Raw genomic sequence first — 17,474 nt, 5'->3', positions numbered from 1 at the left:
ACTAAACTCTTCACCCAATTAGCGAAACATTGTAAAAAATTAAACACGCAGAGATAAAAAAACCGACTTTTACATCGGCTTTTGGTACTACTGAAGCTTTATATGACAATCAGTCATGACCCCTCAATCATCATCTCTCCCTCATAAATCCAATCAAACCCTTGACGAACCCATTTTTCAATACGTAGCATTAACTCAGGATCATTTAAACCCATTTTTTGGGCAATCAAAAAAACTCTGTCTTGCTCTTCATCACCAAAGTGACCATCTTTATAAGATAGTTTAATAAGCTCTTGTAGTGTAATAATTCGAGATGACTTGCTATCTAACAAAGTAATCGCATCATCAATATTTAAGCTACTTTTATCTAAATCATAATCTATACCATAAGCACTACTAAAGTCCTTAAGATACTGAACTTCTTCATCAGAAACATCATTATCTGCAGCCGCTAAATTTACGGCTAAATCAAATACTACTTGACGCTGGGCTTGAGTAAGTTTATCTGCAAACATATTAATTTCTCCAAGAAGTTTTATTTACGTTCAATTTGTTCTACATTTCTTACAGCACCATATGCTGCACTTGTTGTCATAGCTGCATATGCTCTTAATGCCGAAGATACTTTACGTTCTCTTGGCATCTCTGGCTTCCAAGCATGTGATGCACCTTTTGCTTCCATAGTTTCTCTACGAATATCAAACTCTTCATCTGAAACCAATGCATTGATTGTACGATTTGGAATATCAATTTCAATGATATCACCTTCCTGCACCAAGCCTATATTGCCACCCTCTGCTGCTTCTGGAGAGCAGTGTCCTATTGATAAACCAGATGTCCCTCCCGAGAAACGTCCGTCTGTTAATAAGGCACACTCTTTACCTAGACCTTTAGATTTTAAGTAACTTGTTGGGTAGAGCATCTCTTGCATACCAGGACCGCCTTTTGGCCCTTCATAACGAATTAAAACGACATCACCTGATTTCACGTCATCACCTAAGATGCCAGCAACAGCCGCATCTTGACTCTCGTAAATCTTCGCTTTTCCTGAAAACTTAAAGATGGATTCATCGACACCTGCGGTCTTTACGATACAACCGTCAAGTGCAATATTTCCGTGTAATACGGCTAAACCACCATCTTGTGTGTAGGCGTGCTCCATTGAACGAATACAACCATTCTCAGGGTCTGTATCAACCGTTTTCCAACGTTTGGACTGACTAAACGCTTCTGTAGTACGAATATTGCCTGGTGCAGCTCTAAAGAAAGTCTCTATCGCTTCATCTTCATTACGGCTAATATCCCACAAATCAATTGCAGCCCCCATCGTTGAAGCGTGCACCGTGTGTACATCTGTATTAATTAGTCCACCACGCTCCAGTTCGCCCAAAATTCGCATAATACCACCAGCGCGATGAACATCCTCCATATGATAAGTTTTAGAGTTTGGTGCAACCTTTACTAAACAAGGAACCTTACGAGAAATTTCATCCATATCTTGCATAGTAAATTCAACTTTTGCTTCATGGGCGATCGCCAATAGATGCAATACAGTATTGGTTGAGCCTCCCATTGCAACGTCTAATGCCATTGCATTTTGAAAAGCCTCATAAGTTGCAATTGAACGCGGTAATACACGATCATCATCCTGTTCATAGTACTGCTTGGTAATCTCAACAATACGACGCCCCGCTTCGACAAATAAATTTTTACGGTCAGCATGAGTCGCTAAGGTTGTTCCATTACCTGGTAGAGCGATACCTAAAGCTTCCGCTAGACAGTTCATTGAGTTTGCAGTAAACATGCCCGAACAAGAACCGCACGTTGGACAGGCTGAAATCTCAACCTCATTCACATCGCTGTCAGAGCAAGAATCATCGGCGGCCATAACCATCGCATCAACCAAATCTAGTTTAATCCCTTCACCACCAAGAACCGTTTTACCTGATTCCATTGGGCCGCCAGTAACAAAGATGGTTGGAATATTCAAACGCATAGCCGCCATCATCATGCCTGGAGTAATTTTGTCGCAATTTGAGATACAGACTAAAGCATCTGCACAGTGTGCATTACACATATATTCGACAGAGTCTGCTATCAAATCACGCGAAGGCAATGAATACAGCATACCGTCATGCCCCATGGCAATTCCGTCATCTACCGCAATGGTATTAAACTCTTTAGCCACGCCACCAGCCTCTTCAATGACTCGAGCCACTAATTGCCCCATATCTTTTAAATGTACATGTCCAGGTACAAACTGGGTAAACGAGTTGGCCACAGCAATGATTGGCTTACCAAAATCTTCTGTGCCCATCCCTGTTGCACGCCAAAGTGCACGAGCACCTGCCATATTACGACCGTGAGTACTGGTTTTTGAACGATATTGCGGCATTAAAAACTCCTTTTAAAGGGTGTAAAGCAATTTGCGCTTTAGACTTTACCCTTGAGACTGTTATACTTAGTAAATTATTAGACTTATTTTCGCACATTCATGCAGCAATCTGAATTAGATTTTATTAATACATTAAGACAATCCTCACGTTATATAGAACAACACCGTGGAAAAACCTGTGTTATCTATTTACCAGGAGAATTTTTGGCGTCTAAAGATTCTACCTCACAACTATCCCAAGACATTGGTCTTCTCTACAACTTAGGCTTAAAAATTGTATTAGTGATGGGAGCATCGCCACAGTTAGACCAAGCCTTTACCCATGCAGGAATTGACTGGAAATTGCACCATCAATTCAGAATCACCCCTACTGAGTTAATTCCTGTATTTCAGCAAACTATCGGACTTTTACGCAGCCAGCTTGAAGCAACATTTAGCCAAGCAAACTGCTTGCAACCAAACCCTCCTACTTTAGTTTCGGGTAATTGGGTAATCGCTCAACCAAAAGGCGTTATTGATGGTATAGATTTTCAACATACGGGTAAGTTACGGAAAATTCGACACCAAGCCATTTCTGACTGTTTAGAATCAGGGCAGGTTGCATTATTAACCCCTATCGCCTACTCACTTACTGGTGAAGTCTTTAACTTAAATACCCTTGAACAGGCCTGTGAAATAGCGAGCGCGATTCATGCTGACAAATTGATGGTGTATGGCTCAGCAGAGCAATTAGCTCACTTACCAAAGCAGGTTAGCATTCCACAGCTAACAACCATTATGCAAGCTCCTGCAAACAATGAGCAAGTGTTATTATTGAAGCAGATCTCATACACCAACCATAAAGTTAAACGTGTTCATTTAATGGACCAAAACAATCCAAGCGCTTTATTACTTGAACTTTTCTCTCGTGATGGTTCTGGTACGCTTATATTCAGTGACCGATACCATCAACTTCGTTCTGCAAACATTGAAGATGTAGGTGGCATACTCGGTTTAATTGAACCTTTGGAACAAGAAGGCATCTTAGTAAAACGTTCCAGAGAAAGATTGGAGTTAGAAATCAACAAATTTGTTGTCATTGAACGAGATCAAATGATTATAGGTTGTGCGGCTCTGTATGAAAATGACGATAATATGGCTGAATTAGCTTGCCTTGCTGTGCATCCAGAATATCAAGGACAAGAACTCGGCAGTGAGCTACTTAAAGCGATTGAAATCAGTGCAATCGATAAAAAAATAAAACAGTTATTTTTACTCACAACTCATACCCATCATTGGTTTATCGAACACGGATTTTATCTGGCTGATATCTCAGCATTACCCAATCAAAAACAATCCCTATATAATTTTCAACGACAATCCAAAGTGCTTGTCAAATCGCTGTAAAACACAGCTAAAGTGAACTCATGAGCAAAGTGACTCAAATCAAAGACCGTTTTCGCGGTTTCTTACCTGTTGTTGTTGATGTTGAAACAGCGGGTTTTAATGCCAATACCGATGCCCTGTTAGAAATGGCCGTAGTCACCTTAAAAATGGATGAGAATGGATTGCTCATTCGGGATCAGACTATTGATCGAAATATATTGCCATTTGAAGGCGCAAATCTTGAAGAGAGTGCATTGAAGTTTATTGGCATGGAAGACCCCTATCACCCTTTTAGAAATGCTATGAATGAAAAACGCGCATTAAATGAATTATTCGCGCCCATTCAACAGCAAATAAAAGCAACGGGCTGTACTCGTGCTATTTTAGTTGGTCACAATGCTTTTTTTGATTTGAACTTTGTCCAAAAAGCGGCAGAACGTTGCAAAATAAAGTCACCATTTCATGAGTTTAGTACTTTTGATACCGTTTCTCTTGCTGGCTTGGCTTATGGTCAAACCGTTTTAGCAAAAGCCGCCGTTTGTGCTGGCATGCATTGGGACAACCAACAAGCACACTCTGCGGTGTATGACACAGAAAAAACCGCAGACTTATTTTGTGAAATTGTTAATCAATGGCCAATTGACGCCACAGAATAGTGTTTTTTAATAAAACGCATTAAGTTACCAGGCCTGGTAACTTTAAACAGATTCCAAGAAATTTTATGCAAAAAAGGCGCTATCAAAGCGCCTTTTTTACAGTGTTGTAAACACAAAAATAACGTTTTTCGTTATTTCGCTTCATGTTTAGCGTTTGCATCTGCCATCATTTTTTTCAACTCGCCTGATTCTGCAAGCTCAAGGGTAATATCACATCCACCTTGTAATTCACCGTCAATATATAACTGAGGGAAAGTCGGCCAATCCTGATATTTAGGTAGATGTTCAAAAATAGTTGCATCAGCCAAAATATTCACAAAAGCAAACTTTTCACCTGTTTCAGCCACCGCCTGTGCTGCACGGCTTGAAAAACCACAAGATGGCATTTGTGGTGTGCCTTTCATGTATAAAACAACAGGGTTATTCGTCACTTGACTATGAATACGCTCTAAAGTCTCTTTTACAATAGGATCTTGGTTTTCCATGGTTCATTCCTTAATAATTTTAAATCCAGAGTAGTTTACTAGGTTATCACAAAAAAATATAGATTTTCTTAGTGGTAGATTAAATTGTTTTATCTACATGCTTCTGCAACCAAAACTCAAGCAAAGCGGCATGCCATAATTTACTGCCCTGAATCGCTGTAAAAGCATTTTCTGCTTCTGGATTTGCCAAAAGCTCGGCCAGTTTTTGCTGATTAAAGATGCCTCGCGCCTTGGCTTGCGGAGAAGTTAATAACGCTTTCATATATTCAAAAAAATCTCCTCGAACATACTTCAAGGCAGGCATTGGAAAGGCCACTTTTGGTCGATCGATGATCTCATCAGGCACAAGACCTCGCCCAATTTGTTTAAGAATATACTTTCCATCGTTTTTGAGCTTTAACTCATCAGGAGCCGCCATCGCTACTTCAACCAATTTATGATCTAGAAAAGGAACTCGAGCCTCTAATCCCCAAGCCATCGTCATGTTATCAACCCGTTTTACGGGGTCATCTACAATTAACGTTGTGACATCAAAACGTAAAACTTGGTCTAAAAAGGTGTCTGCTCCCTCTTCAGTCAGTCGGTCACCAACATAGTCTGAAGTCACATCATGAATATGGTATTTAGGATTAACAACCTCCAACCACTCTTGATGCGAACGGTCAAAATAGTGAGGTGCAAAGGAGGCAACAGCTTGTTTTGGGTTGGTTAGATCCTTATTTGTAGCCGCTTCAGCCATTTTGGCATACCAGAAATACCCGCCAAACACCTCATCAGCCCCCTGACCAGACATCACCACTTTGACATCCTTTGAGACCTGTTCAGAGAGTAGATAAAACGCAACCGCATCTTGTCCAACCATAGGTTCTGACATTGCTTCAATTGCTTCATGCAACCGAGGTAAAACCTCCTCGTTAGAAATTAAATATTTTTTATGATCAGTTTTATAACGCTTAACCACTAAGTCAGAAAATTCAAACTCATTTCCCTTCTCTTCTGGGGCATCTTCAAAACCGATTGAAAAGGTTTTAACCTTTTCAACCCCCGCTTCCGCTAACATCGCCACCAGCAAGCTGGAATCTAAACCACCAGACAGTAAAACCCCCACAGGCACATCAGAGGCCGTTAACCGCTTATGAACCGCTTCTTTTAACGAAGCATGAACAGCATCGATCCACTCTTTTTCGGTTTTAGGTGCAGGTAACCCATTGAGCGTTTTAGGACGTTTTGCCTCTAAATGCCAAAAACATTTTTTATACATTTGTCCATCAGGGTTCACAATTAACCAGTGACCAGGTTCTAATTTTTTAATGCCTTTTAAAATAGTGTGAGGTGCAGGAATAACGGCATGTAAAGTCAATTGATGGTGAAGACCAACTGGATCAATGTCAGTATTAATGCCGTCGGTTTCTAACAAAGCTTGAGTATTCGAAGCGAACCTTACCCCACCTTCAACAGGAGCATAATAAAGCGGTTTAATCCCCATTCGATCTCGCGCTAATAACAGTTGATGTTGCTCATCATCCCAAATGGCAAACGCAAACATACCTTCAAATCGTGAAACGCAATCCATTCCCCATTGGCGATAGGCTTTGAGAATAACCTCGGTATCGGAATGAGAGACAAATGTCTGTCCAAGTTCTTCAAGCTCAACCTTTAATGACTCATAATTATAAATACAACCATTAAACACTAAGGTTAATGCATCATCTTGCATCGGTTGATGCCCCGCAGATGAGAGATCAATAATCGCTAAACGTCGATGACCCAGTCCCACATGACCATTTAACCAAACGCCTTCATCATCTGGCCCACGTTTTTGCATGGCATCTAACATAGGTGTAAGCGTTTTTTCAGAAGCTCGCTGTCCATCCCAATAAATTTCACCACAAATCCCACACATAAAGAACTCTCGTATTTTGTATTACTAATTAAATAGCCAACATTCTAACGTTTTTGTAGCAAATGCGCCAAAGTTTGAGGGCTGCGATACATCTTTAACGACCAAGAAATAAAACAAATTAATAATTCAAAATTTAATATACATTCACTATGTGAAACAGCACCGTCTAACGGTTTATGTATTTAATTTTCGTTTGACTCTTAGTCATTATTTGCTAACCTTATGCTAACTGGGTGTTTTGCTTATTAGCAACCATTGGTGCAATAAATTATAATAACAACTTATTACTTTCATTCCTGAACGAATACAATGGTTAAAATCTAAAATATTATGGATAGTGTAAACACTAAACGCTCAATTTTGATACCGCTCATCTTTATCACTATTCTTCTCTCTTTTGCCATAGAGAGTCAGGCTGCAACCGTTAGTCATAAACTGAATAATTCAGAAATCCATGCCGAGGCAGACTACTTTAAAGGTGAAACAACAAAACCTGCCGTTCTTATCATTCACGGTTTTTTAACAACGAACAAGTTTCATACGGTTGTAGCAATGAGTAAATCACTTCAAGATGAAGGCTTTACTACTCTTGCGCCAACCCTGACTCTAGGTATTAACAAACGACAAAACTCCATTAAATGTAACTCAATCCATACACACACACTAGAAACCGATGTGGATGAAATTCAGTCCTGGGTTGATTGGTTAATGAGTCAAGGACATCAAAAAATTATATTAGTTGGGCATTCCAGTGGCAGCCAAGAACTTCTAGAGTATCTCAACACTAAACCGCAGACAAACATTACAGGGGCGGTATTTACGAGTTTATTTTATTTAAAGGGTAAAGAGCTCGGCACGCTAGAAAATGAAATCGTTTTAGCGAAAGATTTGCTCAGTAAAAACCAAAACCGTCCCAATAAATACAGTTTTTTATTTTGCAAAAACAACTATTTTGCCACCACAGAAAGCTATCTTTCCTATATGAAACTTGACAGAGAATACGTTCTAAATAGCTTAAATAGATTACAAATTCCAAGTTATACCATTATGGGTAGTGCCGACAAACGCTATTTAAGTGTTGGTAAAAACTGGCTTGATGAAATTAAACATACAGGTACGAACTTAATTATTGTGGATGGCGCCAACCACTTTTTTTCAAGTGAACATGAATTTGATTTACAAGACCGTCTAGTTGAAATCGTTAAAGAAATCTCTAGTAAATAGGATGATAAATTCTTGAACCCCCCTAAATCTCTCATAAAGTCCATTCGTTTTTACTTTGCATTCTTCCTTATTATTTCTGCATTAGTTCTACTTTTTGTTGATTTAACCCTCTACCGAGAAGGTGAAAAGATTCGAGAAACCGTGCAAAAACAATCAAAACTCGAAGCCGAGCATGAGCTTGAGAAGGCTATCTATAACGCTTTAAATAACATTAAAAAACAAGCCAATGCTATTACCGAATGGGATGAGGTTCACCAGCAGTTCAACGACCCTAGTTATTACTTCTTTTGGCATGACGAACGTCTTAAAGAGAGCGGTTATTTCAAACCCTACTATAATTCACTAGAGCTCTATAAATCCAATTCAGAACTGCTTATGCCCGCATCTCCAAATACACAATTACAATTTTTATTACCCGAAAAATTAACGGATACAGAGCCGAAAGTCATCCTGAAAAACAATTTAGAAATGTATCTAAACTTTTTCCAGGAAGTCAAATTAAGAGGCTCGGAAGAGGTTATTGGCTATGTAGGAATTTCAATCGAATTTCTACCCTTTCTATTGAGCCAAAATACATTTTACAGCGTCGATAAATCTTCACTTCGTGTTAATGGAACAGGAGAGTTTCCTTTTGATGAGATTATGACACACCTCTCTTATCAGCCCACTTCTAACCCTGTCAGTGACTACTTATGGCAACTGATTCAGGACTTTATTATCGAACTCATTGTGCTAATGATTATTATTAGTTTATTGATAACATTCCTGTTTAATTTAACAATCTATAAACCCTTGTATGTTATCTCGGAGTACCTACAGCGTTTAAAAAACCAACCTAAAAAAATTCATCCACTCCCCAAAGAGATGTTTTTTTTAAAAGAATTCGAAGAATTAAAAAACACCATTCACGATTATCATAGAGATTTACAAAATACTCAAAATGAACTAGACCGTCAAAACCAAACCGTTTGGGAACAGGCGCGTAGAGATGTGTTAACTAACATCTATAACCGTCGTGCTTTTGATGAAGCATGGAATGAAGTGGTTTATGAATATATTCAAAACCCCAGCCCCATCACGTTCATGCTCTTTGATTGTGACTTTTTTAAAGCGTTAAATGATACCTATGGTCATGAAGTTGGGGATGAGGTCATTAAGCTCTCAGCCATCACCATTCAGCAAACACTACCTATCGACTGCCCTGTTTATCGTATTGGTGGAGATGAGTTTGCGGTGCTATTGCAAAATAAAACCCACGAAGAAACTATGATGATTGCTCAAGCTTGCCTAGTTTCTTTGGAGCAAGCGCCTTTTCCCAGCATTGGTATTAAAGAACATTTAAGCTTTAGCGTTGGTGTAAGCAGTACCTTAGAAGATTTAAGTAATGATATTAGTTTATTACCCAAACAAGCTGACATGGCAATGTATAAGGCTAAGCAGTCCCTAAATGAAAAAATTCAATGTTATCACTCTAGCTTTGAAAATGAATCTCTCTCTCTTGTTTCCAACAGCCTTGTGAACACCATTGTTGAAGCGATTCATACAGGAAAAGGGATTCAAATGCATTATCAACCTATTCAGTCGTTGCTTGATCAATCTATTTACTATGAATCCCTTATTCGCATCAAACAAGATGATCAACTTATTGTTCCCAATGATATCTTTTCTGTTGTTGACCGCCGCAGATTAGAATTTGAACTTGATAATCAAGTGATTAAACAAATTCATGGCGCCTTTAAACGAGGTGAGATTCCAACAGGAACAGGACTCTCTATTAATATCTCAGGCAAAACCCTGCTGCAACCCAGCTTTCCAAAACTGTTTAAATCTATTAAACCTTTTTTGAAAGACTACAAAATAGTTCTAGAGATTACTGAAAACAGCTTAATTGACCATATGGAATATGCTCAAAAAGTACTTAATAATTTACGTGCCGATGGATTTTTAATTGCCCTCGATGATTTTGGCAGTGGTTACTCATCTATCCGTTATTTAGCACATATGCCCGTTGATATTATTAAGTTTGATATGACAATGACCCAAGCTCTGTTAAGCCCCGATATCAAAACACGTAATATTATTGAAACTACGGCTGAGATGATTATAAACTCTGGCTACGATTTAATTATGGAAGGCATTGAAGACCAAGAGATGTTACAAAAAGCGGCTGATGCTGGTGCCACACACATTCAAGGGTACTTACTCGGAAAACCATCCGCCATTGCTCAGAAACCCATTTCAATGTAAGTGGGATAGTCAATCTACAACGAACTTACACAAACAGCTAGATAAACCATAGTGAATAACAACGAATATGACTAAAGTGATTGGACTTACAGGTGGTATTGGCGCAGGAAAAAGCACCGTTACAGCGCTATTAGAAAAGCACAATATCCCTATAATCGATACCGATCAACTATCCCGCGAAGTTGTAGAGCCGCATTCCAAAGGACTCCAACAGGTTGTGGAGTGTTTTGGCGAAAAATGCCTCAATACGGATGGTACACTTAACCGAGCACTTCTAAGAAAAATCATCTTCAATGAAGCAAGCGCAAAACAAGCGTTAGAATCGATTCTCCACCCACTTATTCTAGAGAAAACGCTTCAAAAAATTACCGAGTATAGGAAAGCCAAACCAACACATATCGTTGTTGCCATCCCGCTTTTAATTGAATCCATCAAAAAACAAACTACCAGGCCTGGTTATATAGATGAAATTTGGGTGGTTGATTGCTCTATTGAACAACAAATACAACGCGCTGTACAAAGAGATGGCAATGACCGCGCATTAATCGAAAAGATTATTGCACAACAAGCCACTAGACAAGAGAGACTGCAATACGCTGACTCTATTATTGATAATAGTGGCTCGCTTGAAACATTAGAACAGAGCGTTCTTTCCAAGCTTGAACCATTTTCAACAGAAACTTAAAAACAAAAATCAAACACAGCCAAACAATCAGCTTGGCCAAAAACCAGAAATCGCTGCAATTCCTTGTCCACCATTTTGTTTAGCAACGTCAATATCTTCTGGCTTCATACCACCCAGAGCAAAAACAGGGATTGGAATATCCTTTACTTTATCTGCAAAATTTGACCAGCCAATTCCTGGCACTTCTGGGTGAGAAGTAGTCTCTTTCACTGGCGACAGTAAAATAAAATCGGCATCCAACTTTAAAGCTTGAGAAATATCGTTATCCGTGTGAGTTGAAACCCCCAGTATTTTGTCTTTTGCTATGGGGCGTTCATTAAACGCATCAATTTCATTGGAAGCCAGCTGAATGCCATCGGCATCTGGAAAGGTCTCTAATAGCGTCACTTTACCATTCAATAAAATTTTAGCACCATAGTGCTGGCACTGTTTAATGGCGGGTTTTGCAATCTCTAAAAAAGCCTCTTCAGATAACCCTTTAGCTCTCAACTGACAAAAACGAACCCCGCTATCCAAGGCATTAGTCAGCTTTTGTAACGCCTCTTGAGCATTCACAAACTGACCTGTAATCATATAGCTGTCTGACAATTGTAAAGCCGTAACAATCCCTTTATTGGCTTTAGGAAACTCCAAATTTGAAAGCTCATTTACAGCAAACCATTCAACTCTTTGCCCTTCATTACCTGTTGGTTTACCCCTAAATTGCTCAGTTTGATAAACATGCAAACGTACTGAAACCTTTTCGTAATGCCAGGGAATTTCAATGAGTTTTTGCCAACCCTTTGTTTGAATAGCCAACTCTTCAAAAAATTCTCGCTGTAAAGCTTCAATTATACTTTCACCCTCTTCAACCTTTCCACCAGGAAACTCCCAATGATTGGCATGACTTTGATGTTTTTGTCTCAAACTTAGACAAACCTTATCGTCTTGTTTAAGCACACCCACAGCAATATCAATATAAGAATTTATTTTATTTTTGGTTTCTAACACGCTTACTCTCTTCCTTATTTATGACAATAGAAACTCTAAAACTCTAAAGAGTGAATATTAAGATTTCTTACAGGCTAAATTACCAGGCCTGGTAACTTTAAGGTAAAATACTTTGAAATAAAATCACCTTATATCATAGTAAACCGTTTTTAATTTTAAGAGTCTATCCCATGAGTCAATTTTGGAGTTCGTTAGTTCACAACTTAACCCCTTACGTTCCAGGTGAACAGCCAAAGGTGAGCAACTTAATCAAGCTTAATACCAATGAGAATCCATACCCACCTTCTGATCGTGTTTTACAAGTCATTAGAGAAGTTGCCGATGATAAGCTAAAACTCTACCCTGACCCAAATGCGGATCTATTAAAACAACGTATTGCTAAATATCATGGTTTACAGGCGAATCAGGTCTTTGTGGGTAACGGCTCTGACGAAGTTCTGGCGCACGCCTTTCAAGCGCTTTTAAAACACGACAAACCCTTACTATTTCCTGACATCACATACAGCTTTTACCCTGTATATTGTGGTTTATATGGTATTGATTTTAAAGAAATCCCTTTAACAGACGATTTTGCGATAGATATTAATCACTATCAGCAAGAGTGTGGGGCAATTATCTTTCCCAATCCAAATGCGCCCACAGGCCGTCTTTTAGAACTAACCCAAATTGAAGAGTTGCTTATAAATCACCCTAACCAAGTGGTCGTTATTGATGAAGCTTATATCGATTTTGGTGGTCAAAGTGCGATTACCTTAGTAAACCAATATCCAAACTTATTGGTAACACAAACCTTATCTAAATCTCGTTCTCTAGCTGGTTTACGCGTCGGTTTTGCGGTGGGTCATCCCGACCTTATTGAAGGGTTAGAGCGTGTTAAAAACAGCTTTAACTCCTACCCTTTAGATCGTATGGCAATCTATGGAGCTGTTGCTTCGTTTGACGATGAGAGCGCCTTTCAGAATAGTTGCAAAGCAATCATTGAAACGCGTGAAGAACTGGTTTCTCATCTACAAAAACTCGGGTTTGAGGTAATCCCCTCTAAGGCAAACTTTGTCTTCGCCAGTCATAAAAACTTCAATGCCGAAGAGATTGCCGCTAAACTGCGTGAAAAATCGATTATTGTGCGCTACTTCAATAAACCTCGTATCAATGAGTACTTACGCATCACGATTGGTAACAATGATGAAAACCAAGCTTTATGTAAAGCGCTAAGTGAAATCGTTACTTAAAAAAGTGATTCAACAAAACCGATCTAATAAATAGTACCTCATAAAAAACCCCAAATAAGAGCTTCTTATTTGGGGCTTTTGCTTGAAATAACCAATAATCAAACTAAATGGCTATAACTGGTCACTTGTCATTAAGAACGATACTCAGCATTAATTTTCACATAATCATATGAAAAGTCGGTTGTCCAAACCGTCTCAGAAGCATCACCACGATTTAACTGAATCAAAATATCAATATCTGTTTGATTCATAACCGCTTTGCCAGCTTCTTCAGTGTAAGAGATTGCACGACCACCATTTTCGACAATGCAAACATCCCCTAAATAGATTTTAAGTGCATTCACATCCAGTGAATCAACACCCGCTCTACCCACTGCCGCTAAAATACGACCCCAGTTTGGATCTGAGGCAAATAACGCTGTCTTAACCAACGGTGATAAAGCAACAGCATGTGCAACCTTCAAACATTCGGCTTGTGACGCACCGCCTTCAACAATAACACTTACAAACTTAGTCGCACCTTCTCCATCACGCACAATCATCTGTGCTAAATCGGTCATTACTTGATTAATTTCAGTCGCAAATGCTTTGTAAGCAGAAGACTCCACCGAATTAATTTCTGGCATATCGACTTGTTGAGTTGCCGTTAATGTGCAAGCATCATTTGTGGAGGTATCACCGTCAACTGTGATTCGGTTAAACGACAAATTAACCGCATCCGATAAACACTGCTGTAAACAGGCCTGATTGATTTTTGCATCCGTTGCCACAAAACCTAACATAGTCGCCATATTCGGATGAATCATTCCTGATCCTTTTGAAATGCCCGTAATGGTCACTGAATGTCCATCAATATCAACAACTTTACTTACCGACTTAGGTACTAAATCTGTCGTCATAATACCTTTACAAGCATCCTGCCAACCTGTGATCGATAAATTTGATAAAGCTAAAGGAATTCCCGCTTGAAATTTTTCCATCGGAATGTTTTCACCGATTACCCCTGTTGAAAAAGGTAAAACTTGCTCGGCATCACAACCTAACTCATTCGCAAGCCATTCACAGGTCTGTTTAGCATCTTGTAGGCCGCGCTCACCTGTTCCAGCATTGGCATTACCCGCATTTATCAACAGAGCTCTAGGCTGTGCCATTTTTAGATGGTTTTTTGCCAATGTAACTGGCGCTGCACAAAAGGCATTTTGAGTAAATGTGGCTGCAGTAATAGAACCTTCAGCCAACTCAAAAACCACTAAATCGGTTGAACCATTCTTTTTAATTTTTGCTGCACAAGAACCTAAATACACACCCGCAATAGGATGAAACTCTAGCGTATCTATTTTCATAAAAATTCCTTAAAACCCTTACTTATCTTTATTATCTATTAGGGAAAAACAAAACCCACCTAACGGTGGGCTTTTATAATGCTTTTGAGAGATTATAAAATCAATTTAGCATACTGTGGATTAACTTAATTTTCCACAACATTGTTTATATTTTTTACCCGAACCACAAGGACATGGATCATTTCGTCCTACTTTTGGTGCTTCTCTTTTGAAGGTAGAGTCCGCCTCAACTTCAACCTCTTGATTATCATCAGATAAGCCATCTGCCGATGGATGTGTCGCATCTAAATTGTGTGGGCGTTCTTTTTCTGTTTGCTCATCAAAATCAGCCACATCTTGTGACCCTTCAATTTGCACTAAAGAAAGTACCTTAACCGTTTCAAAAGTCACTTCTTGCAAGAAGTTGTGGAACATCTCAGAAGATTCACGACGGTACTCTTGGAAAGGGTCTTTTTGTGCATAACCGCGTAAGTGAATACCACGACGTAAATAATCCATTTCTGACAAATGTTCACGCCACTGTCTATCAATCGTTCTCAACAATACTTCTTTTTCGAAATGATGACGTGTGGCAGGATCAACAACAGCCATTTTGGCTTGGTATAAAGTAGCCAATTCAGCCACGATACGTTCAACCAATTTTTCTTCATACAGATTTTTATCTTCATCTAACCAAGTTTGAATTGAAAACTGTGCGCCTAACTCTTCGGCGATGGCTTTTTCGACTCCTGGAATATCCCACTGTTCTTCCAAAGAGCCTTTAGGGATATACATCGCAACAAGTTGTTCAACGACTTGTTCACGCAAACTATCAACTACATCAGAAACCTCTTCAGCTTCCATTAACTCGTTACGCTGTTGATAAACCACTTTACGCTGTTGATTAGAAATATCATCAAATTTAAGTAAGTTTGCACGCTCATCTTGATGCATACGTTCAACTTGCTTTTGAGCTCGCTCAATCGACTTAGTGACCATCTTATGCTCAATCGCTTCATCAGAAGTCATACCTAAACGTTTCATCATAGATTTTACTTTTTCAGAAGCAAAACGACGCATCAAATCGTCATCTAAAGAGAGATAAAAACGTGTGGTTCCCACATCACCCTGACGCCCAGAACGACCACGTAACTGGTTATCAATACGTCTTGATTCATGTCGTTCTGAACCAATCACTTTTAAACCGCCAAAACTCAACACCTCATCATGGCGTTTTTTCCAATCTGCTGTTACTTGCTTAACTTTTTCCTCACTAGGATTGTTCAATTCAGCTAGTTCAAGTTCTAAATTACCGCCTAATACAATATCAGTACCACGCCCTGCCATATTGGTAGCAATCGTAACGGCACCTGGACGCCCAGCATTAGCAATAATAGACGCTTCTTTTTCATGTTGTTTGGCATTCAAAACATTATGTGGCACATTTTCTTGTGTTAGAAAACGCGATAAAAGCTCCGACATTTCAATTGAAGCGGTACCCACCAATACAGGCTGTTGTGATTTATGTGTTTCAGCAATATCTCTAACAATGGCATGAAATTTCCCTTCCATATCCAAAAAGACCAAGTCAGGTAAATCGATTCTTGTTGGTGTTTTATTTGGTGGGATAACGACAACTTCAAGATTATAGGTGGATAAAAACTCACCCGCTTCAGTGTCCGCTGTCCCCGTCATACCAGATAATTTTTCATATTGACGGAAGTAGTTCTGGAAAGTAATTGAAGCAAATGTTTGACTCTCTTGTTGAATCTTAACACCCTCTTTCGCCTCAACCGCTTGGTGTAAACCTTCACTCCAGCGACGCCCTTCCATTTTACGACCTGTAAACTCATCGATAATGACAACTTCATCATTTTCAACAATGTAATCACGGTTCTTTTCAAACAGTAAATTGGCTCTTAGAGCCGCATTCACATGAATCATTAAACCGATGTGAGCCGCATCATAAAGGCTATCACCTTCTTCAAGCAGTCCTTGCTCGGCCATCATTGCTTCGACTTTGGCATGTCCATCATCCGTTAAATAGACTTGCTTTGATTTTTCATCAATCGTAAAGTCACCCGAAGAGGTTTTGGTCTCTAGATCTTCTTCACCCTGTTCAAGGTGTGCAACTAATGGGTTAATTTTTTTGTATAGCTCCGATTTATCTTCAGATGGCCCTGAAATAATCAAAGGTGTACGAGCCTCATCAATCAAAATTGAGTCAACCTCATCAATGACGGCAAAATGTTGACCACGCATGACTTTTTCAGCTGAGAAAATTGCCATATTGTCACGCAGATAATCAAAACCGAATTCGTTATTCGTTCCATAAGTAATATCTTGAGCATAAGCGGCTTGTTTCTCTTGTTGAGATTGGCCGCTTAAAATCACACCGGTACTTAACCCTAAAAAACTATATAACTGCCCCATCTGTTCAGCATCACGTTTAGCGAGGTAGTCATTTACGGTAATAACATGAACACCCTCACCTTTCAGCGCATTTAAATAAACAGGAAGAGTTGCCACCAAGGTTTTACCTTCACCCGTTCGCATCTCAGCAATACGCCCATCATTAAGAGCCATACCACCAATCATCTGCACATCATAATGACGCATTCCAAAAACACGTTTACCTGCTTCACGCACAACCGCAAAAGCTTGCGGAAGAATGTCATCTAAGGTGTTACCATCTTCAAGAAACTGTTTAAATTCTTGGGTTTTCTGTTGCAACTCTTCGTCTGTTAATGCTTCATATTCTTCTTCTAATGCATTAATTGATTGAGTCACTTTACGATACTGTTTAAGCATGCGTTCGTTTCGACTACCAAAGAGTTTTGTAAAGATATTTAAGGCCATTTAAATGTTCATTCCAATTAAAAAATAGTGCTAACAATAGATGACATAAGCTGTCAAGCGGGCGAATCACAAATTTGATTCTGCATCATTTTACGCTAAACCCCAATTTTTGGG

The 17,474-nt window shown here is 39.2% G+C and carries 13 protein-coding genes; 6 read left to right on the top strand and 7 right to left on the bottom strand.

Features of this window, described 5'->3' with window-relative positions; all coding sequences use genetic code 11:
- Positions 1–113 precede the first annotated feature (113 nt).
- Both A379_RS10760 and ilvD read right to left on the bottom strand, forming a co-directional pair.
- The gene (locus A379_RS10760; protein WP_040728038.1) at positions 114–515 is read right to left on the bottom strand and encodes a hypothetical protein; all 402 of its coding nucleotides are present in this window, start codon (positions 513–515) and stop codon (positions 114–116) included.
- Positions 516–535: 20 nt separating this feature from the next.
- A complete protein-coding gene (ilvD, locus tag A379_RS10755; protein WP_040728036.1) occupies positions 536–2,395 on the bottom strand; it encodes a dihydroxy-acid dehydratase in 1,860 nt (619 codons plus the stop codon).
- Positions 2,396–2,494: 99 nt separating this feature from the next.
- On the opposite strand from ilvD, the gene argA reads away from it, so the two are divergent.
- Positions 2,495–3,781, top strand: coding sequence for an amino-acid N-acetyltransferase (gene argA, locus A379_RS10750; RefSeq protein WP_040728034.1), 1,287 nt, complete (start codon positions 2,495–2,497; stop codon positions 3,779–3,781).
- A gap of 20 nt (positions 3,782–3,801) precedes the next feature.
- Complete coding sequence (rnt, locus tag A379_RS10745; protein ID WP_040728033.1) at positions 3,802–4,416, top strand: ribonuclease T; 615 nt, start codon at positions 3,802–3,804, stop codon at positions 4,414–4,416.
- Positions 4,417–4,547: 131 nt separating this feature from the next.
- Here the strand turns inward: rnt and grxD are convergent, their stop codons facing one another.
- Both grxD and A379_RS10735 read right to left on the bottom strand, forming a co-directional pair.
- Positions 4,548–4,901, bottom strand: coding sequence for a Grx4 family monothiol glutaredoxin (gene grxD, locus A379_RS10740; RefSeq protein WP_040728031.1), 354 nt, complete (start codon positions 4,899–4,901; stop codon positions 4,548–4,550).
- Between the two features lie 79 nt (positions 4,902–4,980).
- Positions 4,981–6,804 (bottom strand): N-acetylglutaminylglutamine amidotransferase, encoded by a 1,824-nt coding sequence (locus tag A379_RS10735; protein ID WP_040728030.1) that lies wholly within the window; start codon positions 6,802–6,804, stop codon positions 4,981–4,983.
- Positions 6,805–7,134: 330 nt separating this feature from the next.
- Between A379_RS10735 and A379_RS10730 the strand changes: the two genes are divergently transcribed.
- The 3 genes from A379_RS10730 to coaE all read left to right on the top strand — a co-directional run bounded on the left by A379_RS10730 (position 7,135) and on the right by coaE (position 10,960).
- Positions 7,135–8,028: an alpha/beta hydrolase gene (locus A379_RS10730; RefSeq protein WP_051145171.1), complete on the top strand. Its 894-nt coding sequence runs from the start codon at positions 7,135–7,137 to the stop codon at positions 8,026–8,028.
- 12 nt (positions 8,029–8,040) lie between these two features.
- Entirely contained in the window at positions 8,041–10,275 is a 2,235-nt protein-coding gene (locus A379_RS10725) for a bifunctional diguanylate cyclase/phosphodiesterase (protein WP_040728029.1), read from the top strand.
- A 67-nt stretch (positions 10,276–10,342) separates the two neighbouring features.
- Entirely contained in the window at positions 10,343–10,960 is a 618-nt protein-coding gene (coaE, locus tag A379_RS10720; RefSeq protein ID WP_040728027.1) for a dephospho-CoA kinase, read from the top strand.
- 27 nt (positions 10,961–10,987) lie between these two features.
- Here the strand turns inward: coaE and A379_RS10715 are convergent, their stop codons facing one another.
- A complete protein-coding gene (locus A379_RS10715; protein ID WP_232744846.1) occupies positions 10,988–11,950 on the bottom strand; it encodes a Nudix family hydrolase in 963 nt (320 codons plus the stop codon).
- Between the two features lie 170 nt (positions 11,951–12,120).
- On the opposite strand from A379_RS10715, the gene hisC reads away from it, so the two are divergent.
- Entirely contained in the window at positions 12,121–13,179 is a 1,059-nt protein-coding gene (gene hisC / locus A379_RS10710) for a histidinol-phosphate transaminase (RefSeq protein ID WP_040728026.1), read from the top strand.
- A 131-nt stretch (positions 13,180–13,310) separates the two neighbouring features.
- On the opposite strand, the gene argJ is transcribed toward hisC, so the two are convergent.
- Positions 13,311–14,522, bottom strand: a complete 1,212-nt coding sequence (gene argJ / locus A379_RS10705) for a bifunctional glutamate N-acetyltransferase/amino-acid acetyltransferase ArgJ (protein WP_040728025.1) — start codon at positions 14,520–14,522, stop codon at positions 13,311–13,313.
- A 120-nt stretch (positions 14,523–14,642) separates the two neighbouring features.
- Entirely contained in the window at positions 14,643–17,360 is a 2,718-nt protein-coding gene (gene secA / locus A379_RS10700; RefSeq protein WP_040728024.1) for a preprotein translocase subunit SecA, read from the bottom strand.
- Positions 17,361–17,474 lie beyond the last annotated feature (114 nt).

The sequence above is a fragment of the Thiomicrorhabdus sp. Kp2 genome (genome assembly GCF_000478585.1).
Lineage (GTDB): Bacteria > Pseudomonadota > Gammaproteobacteria > Thiomicrospirales > Thiomicrospiraceae > Thiomicrorhabdus.
Note: the sequence above shows the minus strand (reverse complement) of the source record. Positions and strands in the feature narration are given on the sequence as shown.